The following is a 21923-nucleotide window of genomic DNA, read 5'->3' as shown; positions in this document are numbered from 1 at the left end:
TATCGCCGCTGAGCTCGAACGGCAGCCCAATATTTGGGTGAAAGCCAATCCCGAGTGTTGGCGGAGAGTTCGAATCTGCACGATGTGAATCGGCGAACACGAATGCCAGGAGCTGCCTATTTGCGGCAACTCGCACGGGTTATTTTTTTCCGGCAATCAGCTATCGTAAGAGACCGTGGGCAAAATGATTTTTGCCGCAAGCACAATCGGCAATTCGCACGTCCGCCGAAAGCTGTTCCGCCTGTTCCAACAGTTTCCGCCAAAGACTATCGCCTTGGTGATTCAAAAACTTCTACTGGCCGAATTTTCCGGCATCCACGGTTTTTTGGGCACGCGCGCGTCGATCATGCTCGACGTAGTGTTTTTGGCGATGTTTTTGGTGCTGCCCGTGATGGGCGTTAGCATCGGTCTGGCACGGTTTCGCAAGCAATATACCTGGCACAAGCGCATTCAACTGAGTTTGGCGACCATCCTTCTCGTGGCCGTAGCAGCATTCGAAATCGACATGCAATTCATCAGCGGTTGGCAAACTCGGGCCATGCCGTCGCCATATTGGCCCGTGGGCGTGAAAACGAGCCTATACATTCATTTGATTTTTTCGATCTCGACGTTCTTCTTATGGCTATACGTGGTCATTGGCGCGCTGCGCAACATTCCGCAGCCGCCCAGGCCCTCGGCCTACAGCGGCCGCCATATCTTCTGGGCCCGATTGGCGGCGATCGATTTGACCCTTACGGCCTTAACTGGCTGGGTCTTCTACTGGCTGGCATTTGCCGCTTAGCGTGCCGACGGCACAAAAGTTGCCGCAGAGTGGTCGTTCTAAAAGATCGCCCTATTAGACCTTCGGTTCGCATTTCAGATCGCATTTAATTGCTGGGGAGGTTGCTATGCAGCGTCGCACCGTATTGAAAGGCATCAGCATGGCCGCTGCCGGATCGGGCCCGCTGTTGGGCTTTTTTGAATCACTGACAGCTGCCGAAGCTGCCGCGGCGGAAGTGGCCTTCACCGAATCGACCGCTTCGGCCGTTGCCGCCATTGCTCAGCACCGTCCACCGGAAACTACTCGGGGCGATATGCGTTACCGCAAGCTCGGCCGCACGGGTGAGGAAGTTTCGCTCATCGGCGTGGGGGGATACCACATTGGCAGCGTGAAGGACGAAAGCGAGGCCACCAAAATCATTCGCACCGCCATCGATCGTGGCGTTAACTTTATGGACAACTGCTGGGATTACCACGATGGCGATAGCGAACGCCGGATGGGCAACGCCCTGAAAGACGGTTACCGCGAAAAAGTATTTTTAATGACCAAGTTCGACGGCCGCACCAAAAAAGCCGCGGCCCAGCAACTCGACGAAAGCTTGAAGCGATTGCAGACCGATCGCGTCGATTTGCTTCAATTCCACGAAAACATTCGCCTGGAAGATCCAGACCGTTTCTTTGCCGACGGCGGCGCGCGGGAAGCGCTCGAGGCAGCCAAGCAGGCGGGCAAAATTCGCTACATCGGGTTCACCGGTCACAAAGATCCGGCCGTGCACTTGCGCATGTTGGAAGTGGCTCAAGAGCACGACTTCCACTTCGATACCGCGCAAATGCCCATCAATGTGATGGACGCCCACTTTCGCAGTTTTCTGTTGCAGGTTGTGCCGCAGCTCATGGCACAGGAAATCGCTCTGCTGGGAATGAAGCCAATTGCCAGCGGCGAAATTATGCAAACAGGCACCGTTAGCGCCACCGAGTGTTTGCATTATGCCATGAGCATGCCCACTTCGGTCGTCATTACCGGCATTGACTCGATGAAAATTCTCGACCAAGCGCTCGACGCGGTGAAAACCTTTAAGCCGCTCGACGAAGCTGCGTTGCAAGCCTTGCTGGCCCGCACCGCCGACGTCGCCAAACACGGCCGCTACGAGCGCTTCAAAACCGACAATCCGTTCGACAGCACGGCGAAAAATCCGCAATGGCTGGGATGAACCGGCGCGACCAACGGTCGCGGCTTTATATTCACATCCCGCTGTGTTGCGGATGGAGGCGGCCGCCGGGAGTGGCGGCCACGCGGTTCACGGCATTCAAAAATGCCAATGCGCTGGCTTCCACACTGTCGGTCGAAACGCCGCGGCCCCGGTATACCTGGCCGTTGTGTTCAATTTCGACATTCACTTCTCCTTGGGCATCTTTGCCCACGGTCACGGAATGCACACGGAAATCGCGGCAGTTCAAAACCAGCCCGGTGATTTTTTCAATCGCCAGGAAAATGGCATCTACCGGGCCATCGCCGGCAGTCATTTCTTCCGTGAATTGCTGATCGCCGCGCTTTAGCACCAACTGCACGGCCGGCTTGCCCACGGTTCCACAGCTTATTTTGTACGATACCAGCGTCCACGTTTCCGGCACATCCAGAATTTGCTGCTCGCACAAAGCGGCAATATCGCCGTCGTAAATTTCCTTTTTCTTGTCGGCCAGTTGCTTGAACTCGTCGAACACCGTTTGCAGTTGCTCGCCGGTCAGGTGAAAACCGAGCGCCCGGGTCCGATCGGCCAGAGCTGCCCGGCCGCTATGCTTGCCCAGCACCAGATCGGTCTTCGAAAGGCCCACGTCCTCTGGCCGCATAATTTCATAGGTGCGCGGCTCTTTGAGCATGCCGTCCTGATGGATGCCCGCCTCGTGGGCAAAGGCGTTGCGCCCCACGATGGCCTTGTTCCGCTGCACCTGAATGCCGGTGATGTTGGAAACCAGCCGGCTGGTCGGAACCAACCGCTGCGTTTGAATGCGTGTGCCGGCGTGGTAATAATCTGCCCGCGTCCGCAGAGCCATCACAATTTCTTCCAGCGAGCAGTTGCCGGCCCGCTCGCCAATGCCATTGATGGTGCACTCCACTTGGCCGGCGCCGTTTTCCACACCGGCCAGACTGTTTGCCACAGCCAGCCCCAGGTCGTTGTGGCAATGCACGCTGATGACTGCCTTGTCGATGTTCGGCACACGCTCTTTCAGCGTACGGATAACCTGTCCGTAATGCGCCGGAGTGGCGTAACCTACCGTGTCGGGAATGTTCACCGTAGTGGCGCCGGCGGTAATCGCCGCTTCGACCACTTGGCACAGAAAATCAACCTCGGTCCGCGCTGCATCTTCCGGCGAAAACTCCACATTGTCGCAATAACTTGCGGCCCGCTTTACTCCGGCGACGGCGCGGCGAATGATTTCGTCCTTGTCCATCTTCAATTTGAATTCGCGATGAATGGCACTGGTGGCCAGAAACACGTGAATGCGGGCATCGGGCGCGCCTTTCAGTGCTTCCCAAGCCCGATCAATGTCGGCATCGTTGCACCGGGCCAGGCCGCAAATGGTGGCTCCGCGAATGTTCTCGGCGATTTGCCGCACGGCTTCGAAATCGCCGGGCGAAGCGATGGGAAAGCCCGCTTCGATAATGTCCACGCCCAAGTCAACCAGGGCCTGGGCAATTTCCATCTTTTCGTGAATGTTCATGCTGGCGCCGGGCGATTGCTCGCCATCGCGCAGCGTGGTATCGAAAATGCGAATGGGCCGGGGTGGCACCGAGCCGATTCCTATGGTGGCGGCGGGTTTGGCCGCCGATTCTGTAGACAGTGGTTTTGATCCTGAAACGGTCGTGGTGGATTGAGACATAATTCTTATGGATGGTTGGAATTGCAAAATCGAAAGAACACAACGCTTGATGCCCGGGCTCAAATCCCGGGCCGGCGCAATACCAACCAAGCCCTGCTGGGCTGGGTGCGATCGGAGATGCAAATGGGCCGCGGTGTAACCATTGATTTTTATTTCCGCTATCAAGCCGCGACCGTTGGTCGCGCCAGGATCAAATTCATCGTTTCCACTTCCGCGCGACCAGCGGTCGCGGCTTGATAAATCCAAAAAATCCAAAAAATCCAACAAAAAACCCCAAGGCTTCGAGAGGCCTTGGGGTTCTTATTATATCGTGTGAATGCACGAACCCTACGGCCTACTCCCGGTAAGCAACAACTCAGACAACAAGAATAAACCAAGTCCACGCATTGCATTAATCCCAGTAAAAAACGCTTGGCAGGCCAAAGTTCGGTCTACTGCTTTTCGGCCATCTCCTACCCAAACTTTAGATGAAGGTCAGCGCAGGGTCAAGCGATTTAACCGTTGGGTGTAATTTCCACGTTTGGCGACAGTCCGTCGTTGGCCGCGGTTCGCTTCGGCTTGTTGCCCTATTCAGTTAACCCTATGATTCGCCAGAGGTTGCATAGTTCCGGCTTCTCTCCTCCGCCATCACGCCATCGTTTCGATGTACAGTTTGCTCCCTATTTCGGCCGGCCAACTATTCGCGGAGCAAGCACCGCCGTCGGGCATACAGGCCCAGTGGTGGCACTGGGCTGCGTTTGGCGTATTTGTGGCCGTGATGTTGGCGCTCGATTTGGGAGTGTTTCATCGCCACTCTCGGGAACCTTCGCTCTCAGAAAGCGCCTTTTGGACCGTTATTTGGACAGCGCTAGCACTGGCATTCAACGGTTTGGTGTGGAATTGGGGAGGCTCGACCGCAGCCATTCAGTTTCTCACGGGTTATCTCGTCGAATGGTCGCTGTCGATGGACAACGTCTTTGTGTTTGCGGTCATTTTCACGTTTTTTAAAGTGCCGCTGCAGTATCAATACCGCGTGCTATTTTGGGGAATTCTGGGCGCGATTTTCATGCGTCTGGCGTTCGTCCTGGTCGGCGCCACTTTACTTACCTACTTCGAGTGGATGCTGGTTGTATTTGGTGTGCTGCTGGTATATACGGGCGCGCGACTGGCCTTCAAAAATGAGGAGGCTCATCCAGAAAATAATTGGCTAATGCGGCTGGCCCGGCGGTATTTGCCCGTCGCTGCCGGTTCGCACGGCAAGCATTTTTTCGTGCAAGAAAATGGACGCCGTTGCATCACCCCGTTGTTTTTGGTGCTGCTGGTGGTGGAAAGCACCGATGTGTTATTCGCCATCGACAGCGTGCCGGCCATCTTCGGCGTAACGCGCGATCCGTTTATCGTGTTCACCTCCAACATTTTTGCCATCCTGGGACTGCGAGCGCTGTACTTTTTGCTGGCTGGCGTAATGGGTTTGTTCCGGTACCTCCATTACGGGCTGGCCGCCGTGCTAATTTTTGTAGGCTGTAAGATGATTGCCGAGTATTTCTTTGAACTACACTTGTTCAAAGATTATCCTTGGGTTTCGTTGGTCATTATCGTGGCACTATTGGGAATCGCAATTTTGGCCTCCCTAGCCGCCGGACCGCCGGAAACAGAAAATGACCAATAACCAAGCCGCAATGACCAATGGGCAGTCCTTCTCAGATTGGTCATTGGTGCTTGGATATTGGTCATTCATTCGTCATTTGAAGTTATTACCTTACCCCATCTCATAACTTAATTCCGAATCCCATGTATCACTTTCTGCACAAGCATCGTCATTGGTTTTTCGCGCTGGTCGTGTTGGCGGTCGCGGCCTTGGTTTGGTTCCAACTGAAGGGGGACCCGGGCGGGCCTATTCCCAATGTTCCCGCTAATCGTCCGGCACAGCCGACTCCAGCTGCCGCACAATGAGTGTAATCTGGACACCAGGCTCTGCTTTCCGTGCCGCACTGCCCCGTGAATGCTGATATTCTGCTTGACTTCTGCTTGACTTTTCCATCGTTTCGGGGTGGAATTGATCTAGGGTAGCTTGCGGGCCATGCCAGGAACTTTTCGGCCATTCAACAGGGGCTTGTGGTCCGCCGGATTGGAGAAGCAATGCAAACTTGCCCCCCGAACGCCTCTTGCGATCGTCTTGTGCGCCGACGTCGGGCGGCCTGTGCAGCGGGCCTCACCCTGGTCGAAATGCTGATTTCGCTGGTGTGCGTTGTCTTGCTGATGTTCGCCTACACGCAATTATTCAGCGATGTTGGCGGCCGCATTGGTGATGCCCGATCGATGATCGAGCTGACCAACCGCATGCAAGCCACCGCCCAGCGGTTACGCAGCGACTTGGCAGGCCACACCTGCAACATGCTTCCCTGGCAAGATCCAGCCGCCGGAGACGGATATTTTGAAATTATCGAAGGCCCCTTAAGCGATCAAAACTCCGGCCTCGCAAATTATTCAGGCTCGTCAACCTACATGCTGACAGATCGGTCGGTCACGCCGAACACAACCTACCCCATGGGCGATACCGACGACGTGCTCATGTTTACCGTCCGCAGCAAGGATGGACCGTTTACCGGCTTGTACAATGGCAACACGGTGCAGTCGCAGGTTGCCGAAGTGGTTTGGTTTTTGCGGCCGACGCTGATGTCCGATGGCCAAACCATCGCCAACCCTCCGACCTTTACGTTATATCGCCGCGTGTTCCTGGTGATGCCTACCTATCAAGGCAATGCGACTTCTATTTCGCCAACGACCAATGGCACGCTCCTCATCCCAGCATTAGACTTCTACACCAACAACGATATTTCCGCACATTACGATCTGGCGCAAGGCAAATTTGTGGCCAACACGTTGTCCGACCTGACCAATCGTGAATGCCGCTATGGCCATGCATTCATCAATAATGCGGTGTTGTCGAACGGCTTTCCACACCGCGTTTGCCCGTGGTATTTAGTTCCCTTCGGCGGTTCTTTATCGAACGGAAATTACAGCGTCGACACAAGTAAGTCGCGTTACGGCCAGGACGTGGTACTCACGAATGTCGTCTCGTTTGATGTGCAAATGTGGGACCCCACCGCGCCGGTGTATGTGCAAGGCAGTTCGGCCAATCAAGTGAGCGTCGCTCCAAGCGATCCTGGGTTCCCCTATCTCCCGGGCACCCCCGTGGGAGCTCGAGTGCCCGACAGCATTGGCTCGTTTGTCGATTTGAATTGGCACGGAGACGCCTGGGATGGCAGCGCGGTTTCGGCGCCCTGGAACACAGTGGCCAATACCAATTTGACGATGAGCCCGTTCTATTCGACCGGCCATCCTAAATCGCAACTTGTGGCCACCACGAGTACTCCCACCGATTTCACCAAGACTTGGATGTTTGATACTTCACCCAACCCAACCTCGCCCCAAACCTCGCCGCCAGATTATCAAGGCAACGGCTACACTCCTGCCACATTTGATGTTTGGACCACTCATTACGAACACGATGGGCTAGATCAGGATAAATTGCTGCCGCCACCCCTCACCGACAACACGAATGGTCCCGATCAGGCCCTCTCTGGCTTCCAAGATTTTGCAAACAATACGGAAACCTCGCCCCCTTATCCGGTGCCGCTGCGGGGCGTGAAAATCACCATCCGTTGCTACGAGCCCGACAGCCGGCAAACGCACGAAATGAGCATCGTCGAATCGTTTGTGCCAGAGTAGTACGCGGTATGCTGTAGGCAGCCGGCAGTTACAGCAGTACATTGCGATTGTTTGCTCACCGCTTACCGCATACTGCCTTCCGCCCACCGTTCCATGATTCCTCATCCCATCCGTCTGCAGCATCCATGGGATGAGCTTCCTGGGCCAACGCCAGATCGCGTCCTCTTTCGCCGCCGGTTTAATTCCCCAGCGGCATTGGACACCTGGGAGCGGGTTTCGCTGGAGATCGATCGGGCAATTTTTTCAGGCGAAGCTTCGCTCAATGGCACGCGGTTAGCCCCGCTGACCGCAGGGCAATTCTTCAGTGCAGAAGTTACCTCGCTGCTTAAGCCGGCCAATGAGTTACTGGTGGAAGTTGACAAGCATTCTCAACTTCCACAGCCCCCGGCCTCGGCTTCGGTTTATGTTGTCGACCCCCATCAACCGCTGGGCAGTCCGATTGGCGACGTGCGTTTGGTCATCCGGACAATCCATCCGAGCGACAATGCATAAAGTTCTCGCGCAGAGACACGGAGATTGCAGAGGAGAGAAAGTGCTCGAAACAATATATCCTCTGCATTCTCTGCGTCTCTGCGCGAGTTATCCCGACCCTCAAAACTCATCTCCTTCTCGTGATTTTTTTCACAGTCTTATCTGAGAATCACCTCTCTCGCAAAAACTTGCCCAATCAAAAAATTTCACTTTGACTATCCACCCCTTTTGCCGGTATGCTTGTGATGGGAGCGAGGGCGGCAGCAGAATTTTGGCTGCGCTACAGAGAAGGGGCTGGCAATCTTGGTCAGCATCTCTTACCTGGGTCACCGAAAGCGAGGACTTGCTATGTCGCTTGCGCAAATTCTACAAGACAAAGGCTCGCAGGTATTCAGCATTTCGCCGCAGGCCACGCTGGAAGATGTCGTGCAAACGCTGGTAAAGAACAATTGCGGCTCACTGGTGGTGTGTGAAGAAAACGATTGCACCCACATGCTCGGAATTATCACAGAGCGCGATATTCTCAAAGCCTGTGCCGCGCGCAAAGTTCCCCTGGAACGCTACCGTGTTTCCGACGTCATGACTTCCGATTTAGCCACGTGCTCCCCCAACGACAGCGTGCAAGACGCCATGGGCATGATGACCGATCGGCGCATTCGCCACTTGCCGGTCATCAACGATGACGGCACACTCGTGGGCATTGTTTCCATCGGCGACCTGGTGAAGTACCAGCACAATCAACTGACGATGGAAAACCATTACCTGAAGAGTTACATCCAAGGGTAAGAGTGCGATCCGGGCGGGAACTCCGAACAGCGCACCGACCAGGTACTTCGGTCGGGTGCCCCTTGGCATTCGTGGCTTCCCGGTGGAAATTTGCTTATCACTGGCTGGTCAGCACTCGCAATTCCTTGGGGAGCGCAAAAAACACTTGCTCTTCGCGCAAAGTGCGCTGCTCGACCGTCGCGCCGAAGTGCCGCTTCAGCAGCTCGATGCATTGTTGCACCACACTTTCCGGGGCGCTGGCGCCGGCGGTCAACAACACAACGTCGGTCGGCTGGAACCAGGCCAGGTCGATATCCGGCGGCCCGTCAATCAAATACGCAGGCGCGCCGGTCTCGGAAGCCAGCTCCGCCAACCGCAGACTGTTGGAACTATTTTGGCTCCCCACGACCAGCACTAAGGTCGCCTCCGAGGAGATTTGCCGCACCGCTTCCTGCCGATTTTGCGTGGCGTAGCAAATATCTTCCTTCGGCGGGCCAATGATGCTGGGAAATTTTTCCTTCAATCGCTTGATAATGCGGTTGGCATCGTCGACCGAAAGCGTCGTCTGCGTCAGATACGCCAGCTTCGCTCGAGAGGGAACTTCCAACTGGTCGACTTCCGCCTCGCTGCCGACCAAATAAAACGAATCGGGCGCTTCCCCCATGGTGCCAATTACTTCATCGTGGCCTGCGTGCCCCACCAGAATAATTTGGTATCCCAGCTTGGCATAGCGCACCGCTTCCAAATGCACTTTGGTCACCAGCGGACAAGTGGCGTCGATCGTGTTCAGCCGCCGCTCTTGGGCCACACGCCGCACTTCCGGAGATACCCCGTGGGCCGAAAACAGCAAATTCGCCCCCTCGGGCACCGCGTGCAAATCGTCAACAAACACGGCCCCCTCGGCACGAAACCGATCGACAACGTGCTTGTTGTGAACAATCTCGTGATAAACGTACACCGGCGGACCGAAGAGATTCAGCGATTGTTCCAACGTGTCGATCGCCATGTTTACGCCGGCACAAAACCCGCGCGGACTGGCCAGAATGATTTTCATGCAGCGTAACATCCTTGGGCTCGAACCACGATGCTTGAAACTCCACTATGCGTTATCATAATGTGCTGCCCGATTCGCGGATAGGCAGTTTCGGCCACTCGCTAGCATCAGCTCATGCCTCAAACTTCGCTGCCCAACGAACTTGCGCTGTACGGTCCCACGTCCGCTGCGCGCCGCATTCCTGCGCTTGCGGAAGCGCAAGCCTACTGCCGCCGCTTGGCTCGCAAGCATTACGAAAACTTCACCGTGGCCAGTTGGCTGTTGCCGGCGGTGTTGCGGCAGCACTTCTGCAATATTTATGCTTACTGCCGCTGGTCGGACGATTTAGCCGACGAAGCCGGCAACCGCGCGTACAGCTTGGAACTGCTGGAGTGGTGGCAGTCGCAGCTTGACGATTGCTACCGCGGCGTGGCCAGCCATCCGGTGTTTGTGGCGCTGGTCGACACCATCCGCCAGTTTCAAATTCCCAGCGAACCGTTCAGCAATTTGCTCGTGGCCTTTCGCCAAGATCAAACCTGCGCCCGATACGAAACGTTTGACGATTTGCTCGGTTATTGCCGCAACTCCGCCAATCCGGTTGGCCGGCTGGTGCTGTATTTAGGCCGCTGCCACGACGAGCAGCGCGGCCTGCTGGCCGATAGTATTTGCACCGGCTTGCAATTGGCCAATTTTTGGCAAGATGTGGCTCGCGATTATTCCATCGGCCGCATTTATTTGCCGCAAGAAAGTTGCCGCCAGGCCGGTTACACGCCGGAAATGTTTGCCCGCGGCGAATTCAATCCGCCGTTTCGCGAATTGCTCCGCGGCGAAGTGGCTCGGGCCGAAGGATTTTTCGACGCGGGGGAGCCACTGGTAAGTTTGACGCCGCCCGGGCTACGAATTGACATCCAATTGTTCATCGACGGCGGCCGCGCTATTTTGCAAGCAATCCGCAAGCTCGATTACGACGTCTGGCAACGGCGGCCGGTCGTAGGCAAATGGAGGAAACTCGCGCTGCTTTTTCATGCCTGGCGGCAGCAGCGGCGAGCTACATTTCCCTCCTCGCTGGAGGCGCGGCCGTGAACTCCCTTTCCGCCAGCTATGCCCTCTGCCAGCGACTGGCCCGACGATCGGCCTCGAACTTTTACTTTTCGTTTTTGCTGTTGCCGCGCGAAAAGCGCCGGGCCATGTGCGTGCTGTATGCGTATTTGCGCCACATCGATGACCTGGCCGATGACGACCGCCGCGATGTTGCCGCTCGCCAGGCTGCACTTTCCGAATTGCGCGCTCAGCTTGAGCAACCGGGGCGCGATCATTCCCTCCATCCCATGGTGCCGGCATTGCTCGACACCGCCGCCATTTATCGCATCCCTAAAGAATACCTGACCGCGGCCATCGACGGGGTAGAAATGGATTTGGCCGACAGCCGCTACGAAACTTTCGCCGAGCTGGAACGATATTGCTACTGTGTGGCGTCGGTCGTCGGCTTGGCCTGCATTCACATTTGGGGCTTTCGCGGCTCGGAAGCCTTGGAGCCGGCGCGCCGCTGCGGCGTGGCGTTCCAACTCACCAATATTCTGCGCGACCTCAAGGAAGACGCCCAGCGCGGCCGCACTTATTTGCCGCAAGAAGATTTGCGCCGCTTCGGTTGCACCGCGGAGCAATTGCAGCGCGGCGAAGCCGATGCACGCTTTCTCGAACTCATGCAGTTTGAAATCAGCCGGGCCGAACAGTTCTATACCTCCGCCGCCGAGCTGGAGCCTTGGTTGCAACGAGACGGTCGGCGTGTATTTCGCGCCATGACGGTCACCTACCATGCGGTGTTGATGAAAATCAAACGTGCTCCGGACGCCGTGTTTCGCCGCCGTATTCGATTGAGCCCCTGGGAGAAAGCGCGCATCGCAGCCGGCGCACTGTTGGCGCGACCTCGGCTGCCGCTCGCCGCTTCGAAATGGGAAGCCCTATCGTCATGAGCGGCACGCAGGCACAGCCGGAACACTTGCCCGCAGGAAGCATAACCGCCCCCCGCATCGTCATTATTGGCGGCGGATTGGCAGGCTTGGCCGCCGCCGTGGCATTGGCGGACCGCAACTTCCACATCACCTTGCTGGAAGCGCGGCGGCAACTGGGTGGGCGAGCGGGTTCCTTTCGCGATCCGGCCAGCGACGCCTGGGTCGATCACTGCCAGCATGTCAGCTTGGGCTGCTGCACCAACCTGGCTGATTTCTGTCGACGGACAGGCCTGGCCGAATGGCTCCGCCGCGACCAGACGCTTTATTTTTTTGGCCCGGACGGCCGCCGCTGCGATGTTTCACCTAGCCGCTGGCTGCCGGCGCCGTTGCACTTGTTGCCGTCGCTGTTGCAATTGAAATATCTCAGCCTGCGCGAACGGCTCGACATTGTTTCCGCACTTAGGACGTTGGCGCGCACCCCGGCACACGCTGATCCGGCCAAACTCACCATGGGCCAATGGCTGCGGACCGCCGGTCAAACCGAGCGCGCCATCGAGCTATTTTGGACGCCGGTCATTGTGAGTGCCCTGAGCGAAACCGTCGACCGCGCCGCCGTTCCGCCCGTGCGTAAAGTATTCGTTGATACCTTCCTGGCCGCGCGCGGCGCGTGTGAATTGCAAGTGCCTTCGATTCCGCTGGGCGAATTCTACGGCCAGCGACTGGAGCAATGGCTGCGGCAACACCAAATTGAGTTGCGGACAGAGTGCCCGGCAAAACAGCTGATCGGTAACGCCCAAGGCGTCTCGGAAGTAATCCTCGCCGACGGACAGCGTTTGCCCACAGAAATTGTCGTGTTGGCGGCGCCCTGGCGGCGCGTCGACGAATTGCTCAGCGATCCATTGCGCGCGGCGCTTCCACAACTACAACAACTGGCCCAGCTCGAATCGGCCCCCATTACCGCGGTTCATTTATGGTTCGATCGAGCGATCACCCATTTACCCCATGCCGTATTGCCCGGACGCCTTAGTCAATGGATTTTTAATCACGGCGTGCAGGCCGCTGCAGCTAGCTCAGCCACCCCGCCGGGTCATTATTACCAAATTGTCATCAGTGCCTCGCGGGAGTTGGCGGCACAATCGCGCGAGGCAATCATTGCCCAAGTGCAACAGGATTTGGTAAGCATTTGGCCGGCCGCCGCGAAAGCAAAGCGATTGCAAGCGCGGTTGATCACACAGCAGCATGCCGTGTTTGCGCCGCTGGTTGGCAGCGATCAATTAAGACCTCCCCAACAAACGCCGGTGCCGAATTTATTTTTAGCCGGCGATTGGACCGCCACCGACTGGCCCGCCACAATGGAAGGGGCCGTCCGCAGCGGGTACCTGGCCGCCGAAAGCGTTCTGGCCCGCTTGGGACAACACGAAAAAATTCTCGCCCCCGATTTACCCCGGCCGTGGCTGGCGCGCTGGCTGGTTGGAAGCTAATTCGCAATCTGCTCATGTGCTGCCCAGCTGCTCGATCACGCCTTCCAAGAAATTGGCAAGTTTCAATGAGCAAGCCAGCGCCGTTTCACGGAAGCGCCACAAATCTTTCACCGTCGATGGCCGGCGAATGATCGAGCCCGCCGTGGCCCCAATTCGTCGAGCCCACGTTTTGCGGGTAACCAATCGCTCGATGTCGGCCGGCAATTCCTCATCCACCGGGTCGCTGATTACGCGCACTGCCAAAAAGCGTTGCTTCTCGCGGCGGCATTCTTCGGCCAAGGCCAGTGTTTCCATATCGACAGCCAGTGCCCCCTGCTGCTGGCCCAGCGCAAGTTTTTCCGCCGCTTTGAACACCACCCGGTCAATCGTCATTAGCGGCCCCACGTGCAATCCGGGCGTGGCGGCTTTCTGCTGCGGCGAAATATCAAAATCAATTGCCAACCGCCGGCCATCTTCGCCCAAAATGCAATCGGGCATAATGATGTCGCCGCGCTTCACGCTCGGATGCAATCCGCCAGCCAAGCCTGCGGAAATCAGCCAGCGCGGCTTGTGACCAACAATGAGCGCCGCCGCCGCCATAGCGGCATTCTTTTGCCCCACGCCGGAATGCACAATCACCACGCCGCGGCCTTTCAGGCCTCCTTGCCAAGCGGTGAAATGGCTGCCCCGCACGGCAATTTTTCCCGCCAGCTTGTCTTCCAGCGCGCCCGCCTCCAAAGCCAGGGCAAACACCACGCCCACATGGCACGGCGGCAAGTTGGCGTCCGGAAGATCGCTTGCCAGGGAGTGATATGACATGAATTGGCAATTGAAATTTGAAGGGCCTCTGCTTGCAAGGTAACTCCTTGCTTACAAAGCGGCACGCTTACAAGATACTGGCCGGGCCCGCCTGCCGAAAGACATTCGGCTTTTGCAAGTGTTCAGGCCGCTTTATCCAACCGCTGCGGGCTGTCGCCGTTTGACTGTTTGGCGGCTAGCAGTGCTTTCTCGCCGCCATCGCTGCTGGCCACGATCATGCCGGGAACAAAGTGCGGCTTGGGGGGCACAAGGCGCGCATGTCGATCCGCTTCCGCGAGAATCATTTCGGCGGCCGTTTGCGAAGCGCCGCCATGACCAACCTTCGCTTTCAGCTCCGCCAATTGAGCAATCAGGCCGTCGCGTTGGTCATCGCTGGCCAGCCATTGAATTAAATGCGACGCAATTTGCAGCGATTTGTCTTCGCTGGTCAAATACTCGGGAAACAGCACGCGGTGGGCATCCGGATCGCTGGGGCTGTACGGCGTGGTATCGGCCGGAAACAATTCCTTGGCCGTCAACAAATTCACCAGCGTAATGTATTTCACGCGCCGAAAACACTGTTGCACTCGATACGCCAACGGACTAATCCAATACAAAATGACCGTGGGCTTTTTGTGATACAAAAGTTCCAGCGAAACCGAGCCGCTGCACGCCATGCAGCATTCTGCCAACTGCATCAGCTCTGGAGTTTTGCGCACGTATACTTCGACTGGCAATTTGGTTTGGGCGATCAACTGCTGGGCAATTTGTGCCTGCTGCGGCTTAAATGCGGCCACCGCAAAGCGCACCTTGGGAAACCGCACCTGCACCAGCGCCGCCGCTTTCAAAAACCATTTCAAGTTGTGCTGCACTTCCTGCGTGCGCGAGCCAGGCAAAATGGTAATCAACCGGCCCGACTTCTGCCGCATGGTTTCCAGAAATTGTTCGTCGAGTTGCTGCCGCCGTACCTCGTCAAAAAACGGATGCCCCACAAAGGTCGCTCGGCAACCTTGCTCGCGAAACCACTTTTCTTCAAACGGCAATGTACACAGCACGTGATCAACATACCGCCGTATTTTTTTAATCCGCCAGCTCCCCCACGACCAAATTTGCGGCGGGCAATAATACAACACCGGAATCCCGTGCGCCTTGGCCCGCCAGGCAATCCACCAATTGAAGCCGGGGTAATCGATCAGTACCACGGCATCGGGACGCTGGTGGCGAAAGTAGCGATCGGCCCGGCTGGCCAAATGCAAAAATTTGTGCAAGTTCAACAGCACGCGCAAAAACCACATCACGGCCAAAGCGGTTAAATCAACGTGCAACTGGCAACCGGCGGCGGCCATTTCCGGGCCGCCATAGCCGACACACTGAATATCCGGACGCAATTGGCGCAGCTTGCGAATGACGTTCGCTCCGTGCACGTCGCCGCTGGGTTCCCCGGCCGAAAAGAAAATTTTCATGCGCTTTTCACCGCCGGCGAGGAGTGAACGGAGCGGGCCATAACCTCGCTGGCCGAATTCATGCCCAACGCGGGCCGGTCTGTCCCGACCGAGCCAGGCTGCATTTCGTCGCCCGTGCTCACAACGCGCAACTCTGGCCGGGCGGCAGCACCGCCGACCGTCAATTCGCGGACGGTCGCGTTTCGCCATCGGCGGCAATGCCACCACACCGCCAATAAATCGCCCAGATGGGCCTGCGTCTCTTGGAGCGGAAGCGCACGCTGCTGCTGTTCGACGTACATTTCGCAAATGCGAAAGCCTCGTTGCCGCACGAGCGCCGGCAAATATCTCGCTGTGCCGGCGGTCAGCACCAACTCGCCAAACACTTCCCGCCGCGCGGCCCAAAACAGGCAGTCGGGATCGTGCCCATCCAAGCCCAATAGCGCCCACCGCGGAATACGGCTGATGCGATGCCACAGTTTGGCCGCGCCAAATTTCCGACGCCGGCCCGCCACAAAATCTCCGCGCCGCAGCCAACTCAACAGGACCGGAATTTGATCGGGCGGGTATCCCAAGCCTGGTTCCAAGGCAATCAACACCTCACCCCGGGCCGCGCGAATGCCGGCGTCCAGGGCCACACTCAGTCCGCAAAACGGTTCCACGCATAGCAGCCGCAGCGAACGATATTCCGTCAGCAATTTTTCCAGTAAGCGCAGCATGGGGCCGGCAGAACCATCGTCCACCACAATCATTTCGTAGGTCTGGCCCAACTGATCGAGCACCGCCGCCAGCGCCGGCAACTGCCGGCGCACTTCGTCCGCTCGATCATGCTGCGGAATGATGACAGAATATCGAACCATCGTCGCTTCCTTGCGACCCAAAGCGCCACGGCATCTCCAACCACAGAGACGCGGAGGCGCAGAGAAAAACTAATCGCGGGACACTTTCACGCCAAGCAAAGAATCCAACTAAAAACAGTCGCAGAGTATCTCAAAACCGCCAAATTTGGCATAGGGCACTTCATGCTAGCATCTGTCGCTTCTCGCACTGCATCATAAGATTTAATCGCTCTTTATGCCCGCCAGTAGCTGTCGAATTGCCGGCAGCAAACTTTCGGGCACGCTAATTACAGTCTGACCTGTTTGCTCACCGATAGCGGCTTCGTCGTCTGCAACCTGTTCCTCTTCGGTCAGCGATTCGTAATGAGCTATCAAGCGCTTGACCCTATCTTCGTCCCAACCCCGTGGAAATCGTTGTTCGCTCATTGTTTTCCCTTCCGACGGAATCTCCGTCGATATGCATACACTGGTTTGCCCTGCAGTTCGTATGCGGTCACCACAAACACGCTGTCGGCATCCGGGTCAGGCACATAAATCACATGCAAATATCGACCGGCTGCGGTTTGACCCAGTGCATGCCGAGAGTCATCACGACCCGGCCGATCTTCTCCAGGATGTCGCAATACATATTCTACTTCTGCTTCTGAAATTCCGTGGCCATAAATGTGCGGCTCTCCCGTCTCTGCATCAGAAAAATAACGAACGTCCATGCGTTTATCCATCATGTTCAACAACTGCAAAGCCTAATATAAAATGTACCTTGCCCTGCCAAGAATTGAAATCTATTGCATTCGGCGGAATTCGGCCCGATGCACGGCTTCGCCGTGCAAGCGCATGCGGCGTTCGAAGTGGGTGTGGAAATCCAAGTCGTGCTGGGCAGCCCGTTCGGCTACTGAAATGGGCCCTTGCCATTGGGTGGCGGCCGCGATCAATTCCAACGTGGCTTGAAAATACTCTTCCACGTCGGTCCAAAAATGGAGCCTGCCGCCGGGTTGCAGCACACGCTGAATTTCGCGCAAAAACGGCGCGCTCATCACGCGCCGCTTTTGATGACGCTTTTTCCACCAGGGATCGGGAAAATACACGTGCACCGCCGCCGCGCACTCCGCGGGCAGAAATTCCGCGAACACGCGCCGGGCATCGCCGTGAATCATCCGCGCATTGGCCAGTCCCCGCTGGGCCAGTCGCCCCGCCGAAAACCGCGCGTACCTGGCGGCGATTTCCATTCCCAAAAAATCGTGATCGGCCCACTGCGTTGCCGCCGCAGATAAAAACAGTCCCTTGCCGCTCCCTACTTCCACCTCCAAAGGCGCCCTGCGCCCGAACAGGCGCACAGCATCCCACGGTCGCGGCAGTTGCTCCGGCGTAAGCAAATGCTCTGAAAGATTTAACGCCGGATCGATTTTCTTAAGCGAACGACGAGACATGAAAATAAAAATAGCGAATGTCAGTTCCGAATGGCTAACGCCCGATTGGCGTTGACCCAGCACCCATTTACCGCCATCCCTCGGGCCAATGCCGGTCAGCGGTTTGTGGCGGAGCTGGCCGGGGAGGCGAGGCGAAGCCGTGCTGGCGATTCCACTGCTCGTCGGCGTCCAAAATTTCGGCTGGCTCTGCCGGCGCAATCAGCGAAAACAGCGGCATGGTGGCCGCGCCGAAAATAAATCCGCCCACATGGGCCCACCAGGCCACGCCGCCGTTGATTTGGCCGCCCAGCGCTCCCAGGCCGCTGAATAGCTGCGCGCCAAACCAGAACACCAGGAACATGTAGGCCGGCAGCTCAATCACGGTAACAAACATCAGCAAGAACACCAGCGATTTGATTTTCGCATGCGGAAAAGTAACCACAAAGGCGCCCAGCACGGCGGCAATGGCCCCGCTGGCGCCGACGATGGGCGTGGCGCTGGCAGGATCCATCGCCCAATGCACGGCCGTGGCCGCTAATCCGCCGAGCAAATAAAACACGGCGTACAGTAAATGCCCAAGCTTATCTTCAATGTTGTTTCCGAAGATCAGCAAGTACCACATGTTGCCGATCAAATGCCACCAGCCGCCGTGCAAAAACATGCAGGTGAAGGCCGACAACACAATTTGCCGCGCGTCGGCAGGCAACCGCATGACGACCGGCAGCACAATGACAAACGGCCCCTGCACTTGCTGCTGCTGGCCAACTTGCACTTCGACAATTTTGTGCGGATCGGAAAGCTGCGCAATGCGGGCCGGCACGAAGCCCCATTGGGCGGTGATGGATTCCTGCTGAGCCGGCGACAAGCTTTGAAACCACAACAGCGAAACCACATTCAGCGCCACGATGATGAACGTGACGACTTCCCAGCGCTTGGTTGGAACGGTGTCGGCAAAGGGAAACATGCAGTGGCTGCAGCGAAGATCAATTTACGAACAACACACACCGCCGCTCCATTTTATACCGGCAACTGCAGAAAGATTGCGATTTTTTTCGCTGGTTCTGAAGGCAGGCGGCGCCATTACGAGGGCGCACTGAAGCCCAGGGCTGCCAAATCGAGCGGCAGCGGAATGCCTTTGAGCCGGCCCTCCACCACCATGGCGTCCTTCACAAACCCTTGAAAGCGGCAAACAATCATGGCGCCGCGGCGAACTTTCAGCAGTTGCACGATCATCACCAGCCGATCGCCCGGCACCACGCCGCCACGGAATTTGACATCTTCCAGCCCGCCAAAGCCCACCACTTTGGCGCCGAGCAAATCGTACTTCTGCACGAAGTAACTGGACAATTGCGCGGCCACTTCGCAAATGATTACGCCCGGCATGAGCGGCGCATTGGGCATATGCCCCCGCACCCAAAACTCGTTGAGCGTAACATCTTTGTAGCCCACGCAAATTTGCCGCTGCGTATCGCAGTGGCAGATGGCGGAGAGTTGCTCCATTTCGAACCGTTGCAAATTATAACGGCGAATTTCGTCCAAATCGGCCACGACTTGATGAGTGTCGAATTCGGCGGGATCGAGGATCAACTCTTTGCCAGACACGCAGCAACTCCCTGTGGGAAGTGACGACTGCCGATGCTCGAATGGCGAATCAAGCTCCCAATTCCAAATTCGAATGACGAGCCCATTCGTACCGGCGCCACGCATCGAAAGTCGAGCTTAGAAATTCCTTCGCCGTCCGCCCGTTAGGTCCGAATGTGCTTCCGTTTCATCCGCCGGGCCTTGCTATTGGCGGGCCGGGCCCCGTGGTTGGCTTTCTTCAAATTTCGATGTGGCTTAGCCATGCGTCGCTTGCTCCTAATAGATTCATTTGGGAACCGGGCACAAAACGCAGCCCGACGCCTCCAAATTACCATCTTCCCCACGCCGTGTGAAGCGGACGAAACCACCGCGCGCCGGCGGTATTGCCACCCTGCGCGCCTGCATGCTGCGCGGCGCAGTAAAAACCCCCGACTGCCGTCGGGGGTTGGAAAACTTTAACGTTTGCGAGAACTTGCCGCCGCCCTCAGCTACAACGTTCGTCGGTTTGGCAAAAAGGCGTTATCCAAATGCTACTGCCCGAGCGAAATGGTGCGGTGGCCGCTGGTGGTTACGCGATCGGCCGCCGCCAGCTTTTTGCCCAACTGCAAATAATCCAGCGTGATGTTTAACACTTCATTGAAGTAAAAGTCTCGCTTCACCACCGGGCGGTTCGGATCGTCGAGCTGCTCGAATTGCTTTTCCTCTTCCTGCTCGGTATTGAGCTCGGCTCGCTCGGTGAGGAATTTGTCCTGGTTCAGCGGCACCGTTTTGCGGTCCTTCTGCTCGACATAGTGCCCGATTTTCTTATCGAGCTTTTGGAAATCTTCCGAATCGGCAGTTCGCTTGGCGGAGCGATTTTTCAATTCGTCGACCAAAATTTTATCGACCATGTTGACCTTGGTGTACTCGGCCGGGTCGATATGGTCGAACTTGAGCGCGTAATCCAAATCGGATTCGCCTACGTCAAAGTGCGTAGTCAAGGACGGCAGCTCAATATCGGAAACGACTCCCCGATTTTGCGTGCTATCGCCATCGGGACGATAAAACTGCTGTATGGTAACTTTCAAAGCGCCCAATTGCGGCGCGTTGGGCATGTTCCCGAAGAACGGACCGCTCACATCGAGCAGGCTTTGTACCGTGCCTTTGCCATGCGAGGTTTTGTCTCCCACGATAATGCCCCGGCCGTAATCCTGAATGGCGCCGGCAAAAATTTCGCTGGCGCTGGCGCTGAACTTGCTTTGCAACACCACCAGCGGGCCGGCCCAGGCCACGCCCTTGTCGTTATCGTCATAATGCTGCACGCGGCCGTTGGAGTCTTTCACCTGCACGACGGGCCCTTCGTCGATGAACAGCCCCGTCAGGCTCACGGCTTCCACCAAGGAGCCGCCGCCGTTGCGGCGCAGGTCTAACACCACCGCATCCACACCCTTGGAATTGAAGTCTTCCAAAATTTTCTGCGTGTCGCGGGTGGTGCTGCGATAATCGCTTAATCCCAACTTCGCCCCCTTCATATCCATGTAGAAGCTGGGCAAATCGATGACGCCAATCTTGTACGGTTGCCCGTTGGGTTTGTGGGCATCGCTTTCGATAATGGTCGATTTGACCATTTCCTCGGTGGTCATTTTCGGCTGATCGGCCTTGGCCGGCTCGGTGTGGAAAATTTCCGCCCGAGCTTCTTCATCTTTCAGTTCGATGCTGGCCCGGGTGATGTCAATGATGTGCGGATCGCCGCCGGTGGCCGCTTGCACTTGCAGGCGAACCATGGTGCCGGCCTTGCCGCGAATTAAATCGACCACGTCGTTCAAGCTCATGTCGGCCACGTCCACCAGCGCCCCATCGACGCCCTGGCCCACGGCCAGCACGCGATCTTCAGGCTTCAAGCGGTTGTCTTTTTCCGCCGGGCCGCCGGGAATTAGCCGGCTGACTTTGGTGCAACCTTCCTCCAGCTCATATTCCAGCGCCGCGCCAATGCCCTCCAACTTCAAGCTCATGTTGATGTCGAAGTTTTCCAAGGTCTTGGCCGACATGTAATCGGTATGTGGATCGAAGCTGGTCGTCAGCGCGGTCAAGAATCGCTCCAGCAATTCGTCGCTCGTGGTTTGATGCATGCGCTTGGCGAAGCTGTGATAGCGCCGCTCCACTTTGTCGTGCGCTTCCTGATCGGCCACCTTATCGGCCTTTTTGGCGAGCAAATCGTACTTCAGCCGCTTGCGCCACCGATCGCGAATTTCGGCGTCGTTTTTCGCATAGTCGAGTTGCTTGGGGTCGGTCTTCAGGTCTTCGTCAACGCTAAAATCCATCGGCTGCGACAACAATTCGTCCACCAATAGCAGCCGCTGATCGACGCGCTGCAAAAACCGATTGAACATGCTGTACGCCAGGGTGACATCCCCCTTCTTAATCATGTCGGCCATCGTGTCTTTGTATTTGGAAAACTCGTCCACGTCGGCCTGGGTGAAATACACCTTCATGGGGTCCAGCGTTTTCAAAAACGTATTGAACGCGCGGTGCGACATGTCCTCGTTCAGCGGCTGCTTGGTGAAGTTCTCATCAATCAACAGCCGCGTTACGGTCCGCGAAATTTGCCGATCCAGCGCTTGCGGCGCCGGGCCCGTTGCTGCGCGGACAATTACCGCGCCGGCCCATACGATTAGCCCCGCCGCCAAGCCCGTCCACAGCAAACGCCGGTAGTTGTTCCAACGGTATGTCGCGCGATTCATGTCATCTCCCACGAATTGAATTCAGAAACACAGTGAGTTCAGAAGAATGTAAATCCAGGAACTTTAAGTAAACCTTACCGAGAATTATACCGGAGATGTCCGTCCG

The 21923-nt window shown here is 56.9% G+C and carries 21 protein-coding genes; 10 read left to right on the top strand and 11 right to left on the bottom strand.

Going from position 1 to position 21923, the window contains the following annotated elements; all coding sequences use genetic code 11:
* The first annotated feature begins 184 nt into the window (after positions 1–184).
* Both VFE46_19250 and VFE46_19245 read left to right on the top strand, forming a co-directional pair.
* Complete coding sequence (locus VFE46_19250) at positions 185–781, top strand: DUF420 domain-containing protein (GenBank protein HZZ30143.1); 597 nt, start codon at positions 185–187, stop codon at positions 779–781.
* Positions 782–887: 106 nt separating this feature from the next.
* A complete protein-coding gene (locus VFE46_19245; protein ID HZZ30142.1) occupies positions 888–1970 on the top strand; it encodes an aldo/keto reductase in 1083 nt (360 codons plus the stop codon).
* A 31-nt stretch (positions 1971–2001) separates the two neighbouring features.
* On the opposite strand, the gene VFE46_19240 is transcribed toward VFE46_19245, so the two are convergent.
* The gene (locus VFE46_19240) at positions 2002–3639 is read right to left on the bottom strand and encodes a 2-isopropylmalate synthase (protein HZZ30141.1); all 1638 of its coding nucleotides are present in this window, start codon (positions 3637–3639) and stop codon (positions 2002–2004) included.
* Positions 3640–4282: 643 nt separating this feature from the next.
* Here VFE46_19240 and VFE46_19235 point away from each other — a divergent pair.
* The 5 genes from VFE46_19235 (at position 4283) to VFE46_19215 (ending at position 8607) form a co-directional block, all read left to right on the top strand.
* Positions 4283–5287: a TerC family protein gene (locus VFE46_19235; GenBank protein ID HZZ30140.1), complete on the top strand. Its 1005-nt coding sequence runs from the start codon at positions 4283–4285 to the stop codon at positions 5285–5287.
* Positions 5288–5409: 122 nt separating this feature from the next.
* A complete protein-coding gene (locus VFE46_19230) occupies positions 5410–5571 on the top strand; it encodes a hypothetical protein (GenBank protein HZZ30139.1) in 162 nt (53 codons plus the stop codon).
* A 273-nt stretch (positions 5572–5844) separates the two neighbouring features.
* Positions 5845–7350 (top strand): hypothetical protein, encoded by a 1506-nt coding sequence (locus VFE46_19225; protein HZZ30138.1) that lies wholly within the window; start codon positions 5845–5847, stop codon positions 7348–7350.
* A gap of 93 nt (positions 7351–7443) precedes the next feature.
* Positions 7444–7842 (top strand): hypothetical protein, encoded by a 399-nt coding sequence (locus VFE46_19220; GenBank protein ID HZZ30137.1) that lies wholly within the window; start codon positions 7444–7446, stop codon positions 7840–7842.
* Positions 7843–8169: 327 nt separating this feature from the next.
* Entirely contained in the window at positions 8170–8607 is a 438-nt protein-coding gene (locus VFE46_19215) for a CBS domain-containing protein (GenBank protein HZZ30136.1), read from the top strand.
* A 97-nt stretch (positions 8608–8704) separates the two neighbouring features.
* Here VFE46_19215 and ispH read toward each other — a convergent pair whose 3' ends face one another.
* Positions 8705–9640 carry a 4-hydroxy-3-methylbut-2-enyl diphosphate reductase gene (ispH, locus tag VFE46_19210; protein HZZ30135.1) on the bottom strand — a complete coding sequence of 312 codons (936 nt, stop codon included), beginning with the start codon at positions 9638–9640 and terminating at the stop codon, positions 8705–8707.
* Between the two features lie 114 nt (positions 9641–9754).
* On the opposite strand from ispH, the gene hpnC reads away from it, so the two are divergent.
* The 3 genes from hpnC to hpnE are packed head-to-tail and all read left to right on the top strand — an operon-like array spanning position 9755 to position 13052.
* On the top strand, positions 9755–10702 hold the full coding sequence (gene hpnC, locus VFE46_19205) for a squalene synthase HpnC (protein HZZ30134.1): 948 nt from the start codon (positions 9755–9757) through the stop codon (positions 10700–10702).
* The gene (locus VFE46_19200) at positions 10699–11592 is read left to right on the top strand and encodes a phytoene/squalene synthase family protein (protein ID HZZ30133.1); all 894 of its coding nucleotides are present in this window, start codon (positions 10699–10701) and stop codon (positions 11590–11592) included. The genes hpnC and VFE46_19200 overlap by 4 nt, the downstream gene beginning before the upstream one ends.
* Entirely contained in the window at positions 11571–13052 is a 1482-nt protein-coding gene (hpnE, locus tag VFE46_19195; protein HZZ30132.1) for a hydroxysqualene dehydroxylase HpnE, read from the top strand. The genes VFE46_19200 and hpnE overlap by 22 nt, the downstream gene beginning before the upstream one ends.
* Positions 13053–13064: 12 nt before the next feature.
* Here the strand turns inward: hpnE and VFE46_19190 are convergent, their stop codons facing one another.
* The 9 genes from VFE46_19190 to VFE46_19150 all read right to left on the bottom strand — a co-directional run bounded on the left by VFE46_19190 (position 13065) and on the right by VFE46_19150 (position 21817).
* Entirely contained in the window at positions 13065–13850 is a 786-nt protein-coding gene (locus VFE46_19190; GenBank protein HZZ30131.1) for a hypothetical protein, read from the bottom strand.
* Between the two features lie 122 nt (positions 13851–13972).
* A complete protein-coding gene (gene lpxB, locus VFE46_19185; GenBank protein HZZ30130.1) occupies positions 13973–15292 on the bottom strand; it encodes a lipid-A-disaccharide synthase in 1320 nt (439 codons plus the stop codon).
* Positions 15289–16131 carry a glycosyltransferase family 2 protein gene (locus VFE46_19180; protein ID HZZ30129.1) on the bottom strand — a complete coding sequence of 281 codons (843 nt, stop codon included), beginning with the start codon at positions 16129–16131 and terminating at the stop codon, positions 15289–15291. The genes lpxB and VFE46_19180 overlap by 4 nt, the downstream gene beginning before the upstream one ends.
* Before the next feature lie 201 nt (positions 16132–16332).
* Positions 16333–16536, bottom strand: a complete 204-nt coding sequence (locus VFE46_19175) for a hypothetical protein (GenBank protein ID HZZ30128.1) — start codon at positions 16534–16536, stop codon at positions 16333–16335.
* Positions 16533–16820 carry a DUF4258 domain-containing protein gene (locus VFE46_19170; GenBank protein ID HZZ30127.1) on the bottom strand — a complete coding sequence of 96 codons (288 nt, stop codon included), beginning with the start codon at positions 16818–16820 and terminating at the stop codon, positions 16533–16535. The genes VFE46_19175 and VFE46_19170 overlap by 4 nt, the downstream gene beginning before the upstream one ends.
* A 72-nt stretch (positions 16821–16892) precedes the next feature.
* Positions 16893–17537 carry a tRNA (guanosine(46)-N7)-methyltransferase TrmB gene (gene trmB / locus VFE46_19165; GenBank protein HZZ30126.1) on the bottom strand — a complete coding sequence of 215 codons (645 nt, stop codon included), beginning with the start codon at positions 17535–17537 and terminating at the stop codon, positions 16893–16895.
* Between the two features lie 67 nt (positions 17538–17604).
* Complete coding sequence (locus VFE46_19160; GenBank protein ID HZZ30125.1) at positions 17605–18480, bottom strand: rhomboid family intramembrane serine protease; 876 nt, start codon at positions 18478–18480, stop codon at positions 17605–17607.
* Positions 18481–18596: 116 nt separating this feature from the next.
* Entirely contained in the window at positions 18597–19118 is a 522-nt protein-coding gene (locus VFE46_19155) for a 3-hydroxyacyl-ACP dehydratase FabZ family protein (GenBank protein ID HZZ30124.1), read from the bottom strand.
* A 509-nt stretch (positions 19119–19627) separates the two neighbouring features.
* Positions 19628–21817, bottom strand: a complete 2190-nt coding sequence (locus tag VFE46_19150; GenBank protein HZZ30123.1) for a carboxy terminal-processing peptidase — start codon at positions 21815–21817, stop codon at positions 19628–19630.
* Positions 21818–21923: the final 106 nt, after the last annotated feature.

Source organism: Pirellulales bacterium, assembly GCA_035656635.1.
Lineage (GTDB): Bacteria > Planctomycetota > Planctomycetia > Pirellulales > JADZDJ01 > DATJYL01.
Note: the sequence above shows the minus strand (reverse complement) of the source record. Positions and strands in the feature narration are given on the sequence as shown.

Excerpts from the sequence above, each read along its gene's own strand:
- VFE46_19240 (HZZ30141.1), bottom strand. The coding sequence starts at position 3,639 with ATGTCTCAATCCACCACGACCGTTTCAGGATCAAAACCACTGTCTACA.
- hpnC (HZZ30134.1), top strand. The coding sequence starts at position 9,755 with ATGCCTCAAACTTCGCTGCCCAACGAACTTGCGCTGTACGGTCCCACG.
- VFE46_19250 (HZZ30143.1), top strand. The coding sequence starts at position 185 with ATGATTTTTGCCGCAAGCACAATCGGCAATTCGCACGTCCGCCGAAAG.
- hpnE (HZZ30132.1), top strand. The coding sequence starts at position 11,571 with ATGGGAAGCCCTATCGTCATGAGCGGCACGCAGGCACAGCCGGAACAC.
- VFE46_19150 (HZZ30123.1), bottom strand. The coding sequence starts at position 21,817 with ATGAATCGCGCGACATACCGTTGGAACAACTACCGGCGTTTGCTGTGG.
- VFE46_19245 (HZZ30142.1), top strand. The coding sequence starts at position 888 with ATGCAGCGTCGCACCGTATTGAAAGGCATCAGCATGGCCGCTGCCGGA.
- VFE46_19190 (HZZ30131.1), bottom strand. The coding sequence starts at position 13,850 with ATGTCATATCACTCCCTGGCAAGCGATCTTCCGGACGCCAACTTGCCG.
- VFE46_19225 (HZZ30138.1), top strand. The coding sequence starts at position 5,845 with ATGCTGATTTCGCTGGTGTGCGTTGTCTTGCTGATGTTCGCCTACACG.
- VFE46_19230 (HZZ30139.1), top strand. The coding sequence starts at position 5,410 with ATGTATCACTTTCTGCACAAGCATCGTCATTGGTTTTTCGCGCTGGTC.
- ispH (HZZ30135.1), bottom strand. The coding sequence starts at position 9,640 with ATGAAAATCATTCTGGCCAGTCCGCGCGGGTTTTGTGCCGGCGTAAAC.
- VFE46_19160 (HZZ30125.1), bottom strand. The coding sequence starts at position 18,480 with ATGTTTCCCTTTGCCGACACCGTTCCAACCAAGCGCTGGGAAGTCGTC.
- VFE46_19220 (HZZ30137.1), top strand. The coding sequence starts at position 7,444 with ATGATTCCTCATCCCATCCGTCTGCAGCATCCATGGGATGAGCTTCCT.
- VFE46_19180 (HZZ30129.1), bottom strand. The coding sequence starts at position 16,131 with ATGGTTCGATATTCTGTCATCATTCCGCAGCATGATCGAGCGGACGAA.
- VFE46_19175 (HZZ30128.1), bottom strand. The coding sequence starts at position 16,536 with ATGAGCGAACAACGATTTCCACGGGGTTGGGACGAAGATAGGGTCAAG.
- trmB (HZZ30126.1), bottom strand. The coding sequence starts at position 17,537 with ATGTCTCGTCGTTCGCTTAAGAAAATCGATCCGGCGTTAAATCTTTCA.
- VFE46_19215 (HZZ30136.1), top strand. The coding sequence starts at position 8,170 with ATGTCGCTTGCGCAAATTCTACAAGACAAAGGCTCGCAGGTATTCAGC.
- VFE46_19235 (HZZ30140.1), top strand. The coding sequence starts at position 4,283 with ATGTACAGTTTGCTCCCTATTTCGGCCGGCCAACTATTCGCGGAGCAA.
- VFE46_19170 (HZZ30127.1), bottom strand. The coding sequence starts at position 16,820 with ATGGACGTTCGTTATTTTTCTGATGCAGAGACGGGAGAGCCGCACATT.
- lpxB (HZZ30130.1), bottom strand. The coding sequence starts at position 15,292 with ATGAAAATTTTCTTTTCGGCCGGGGAACCCAGCGGCGACGTGCACGGA.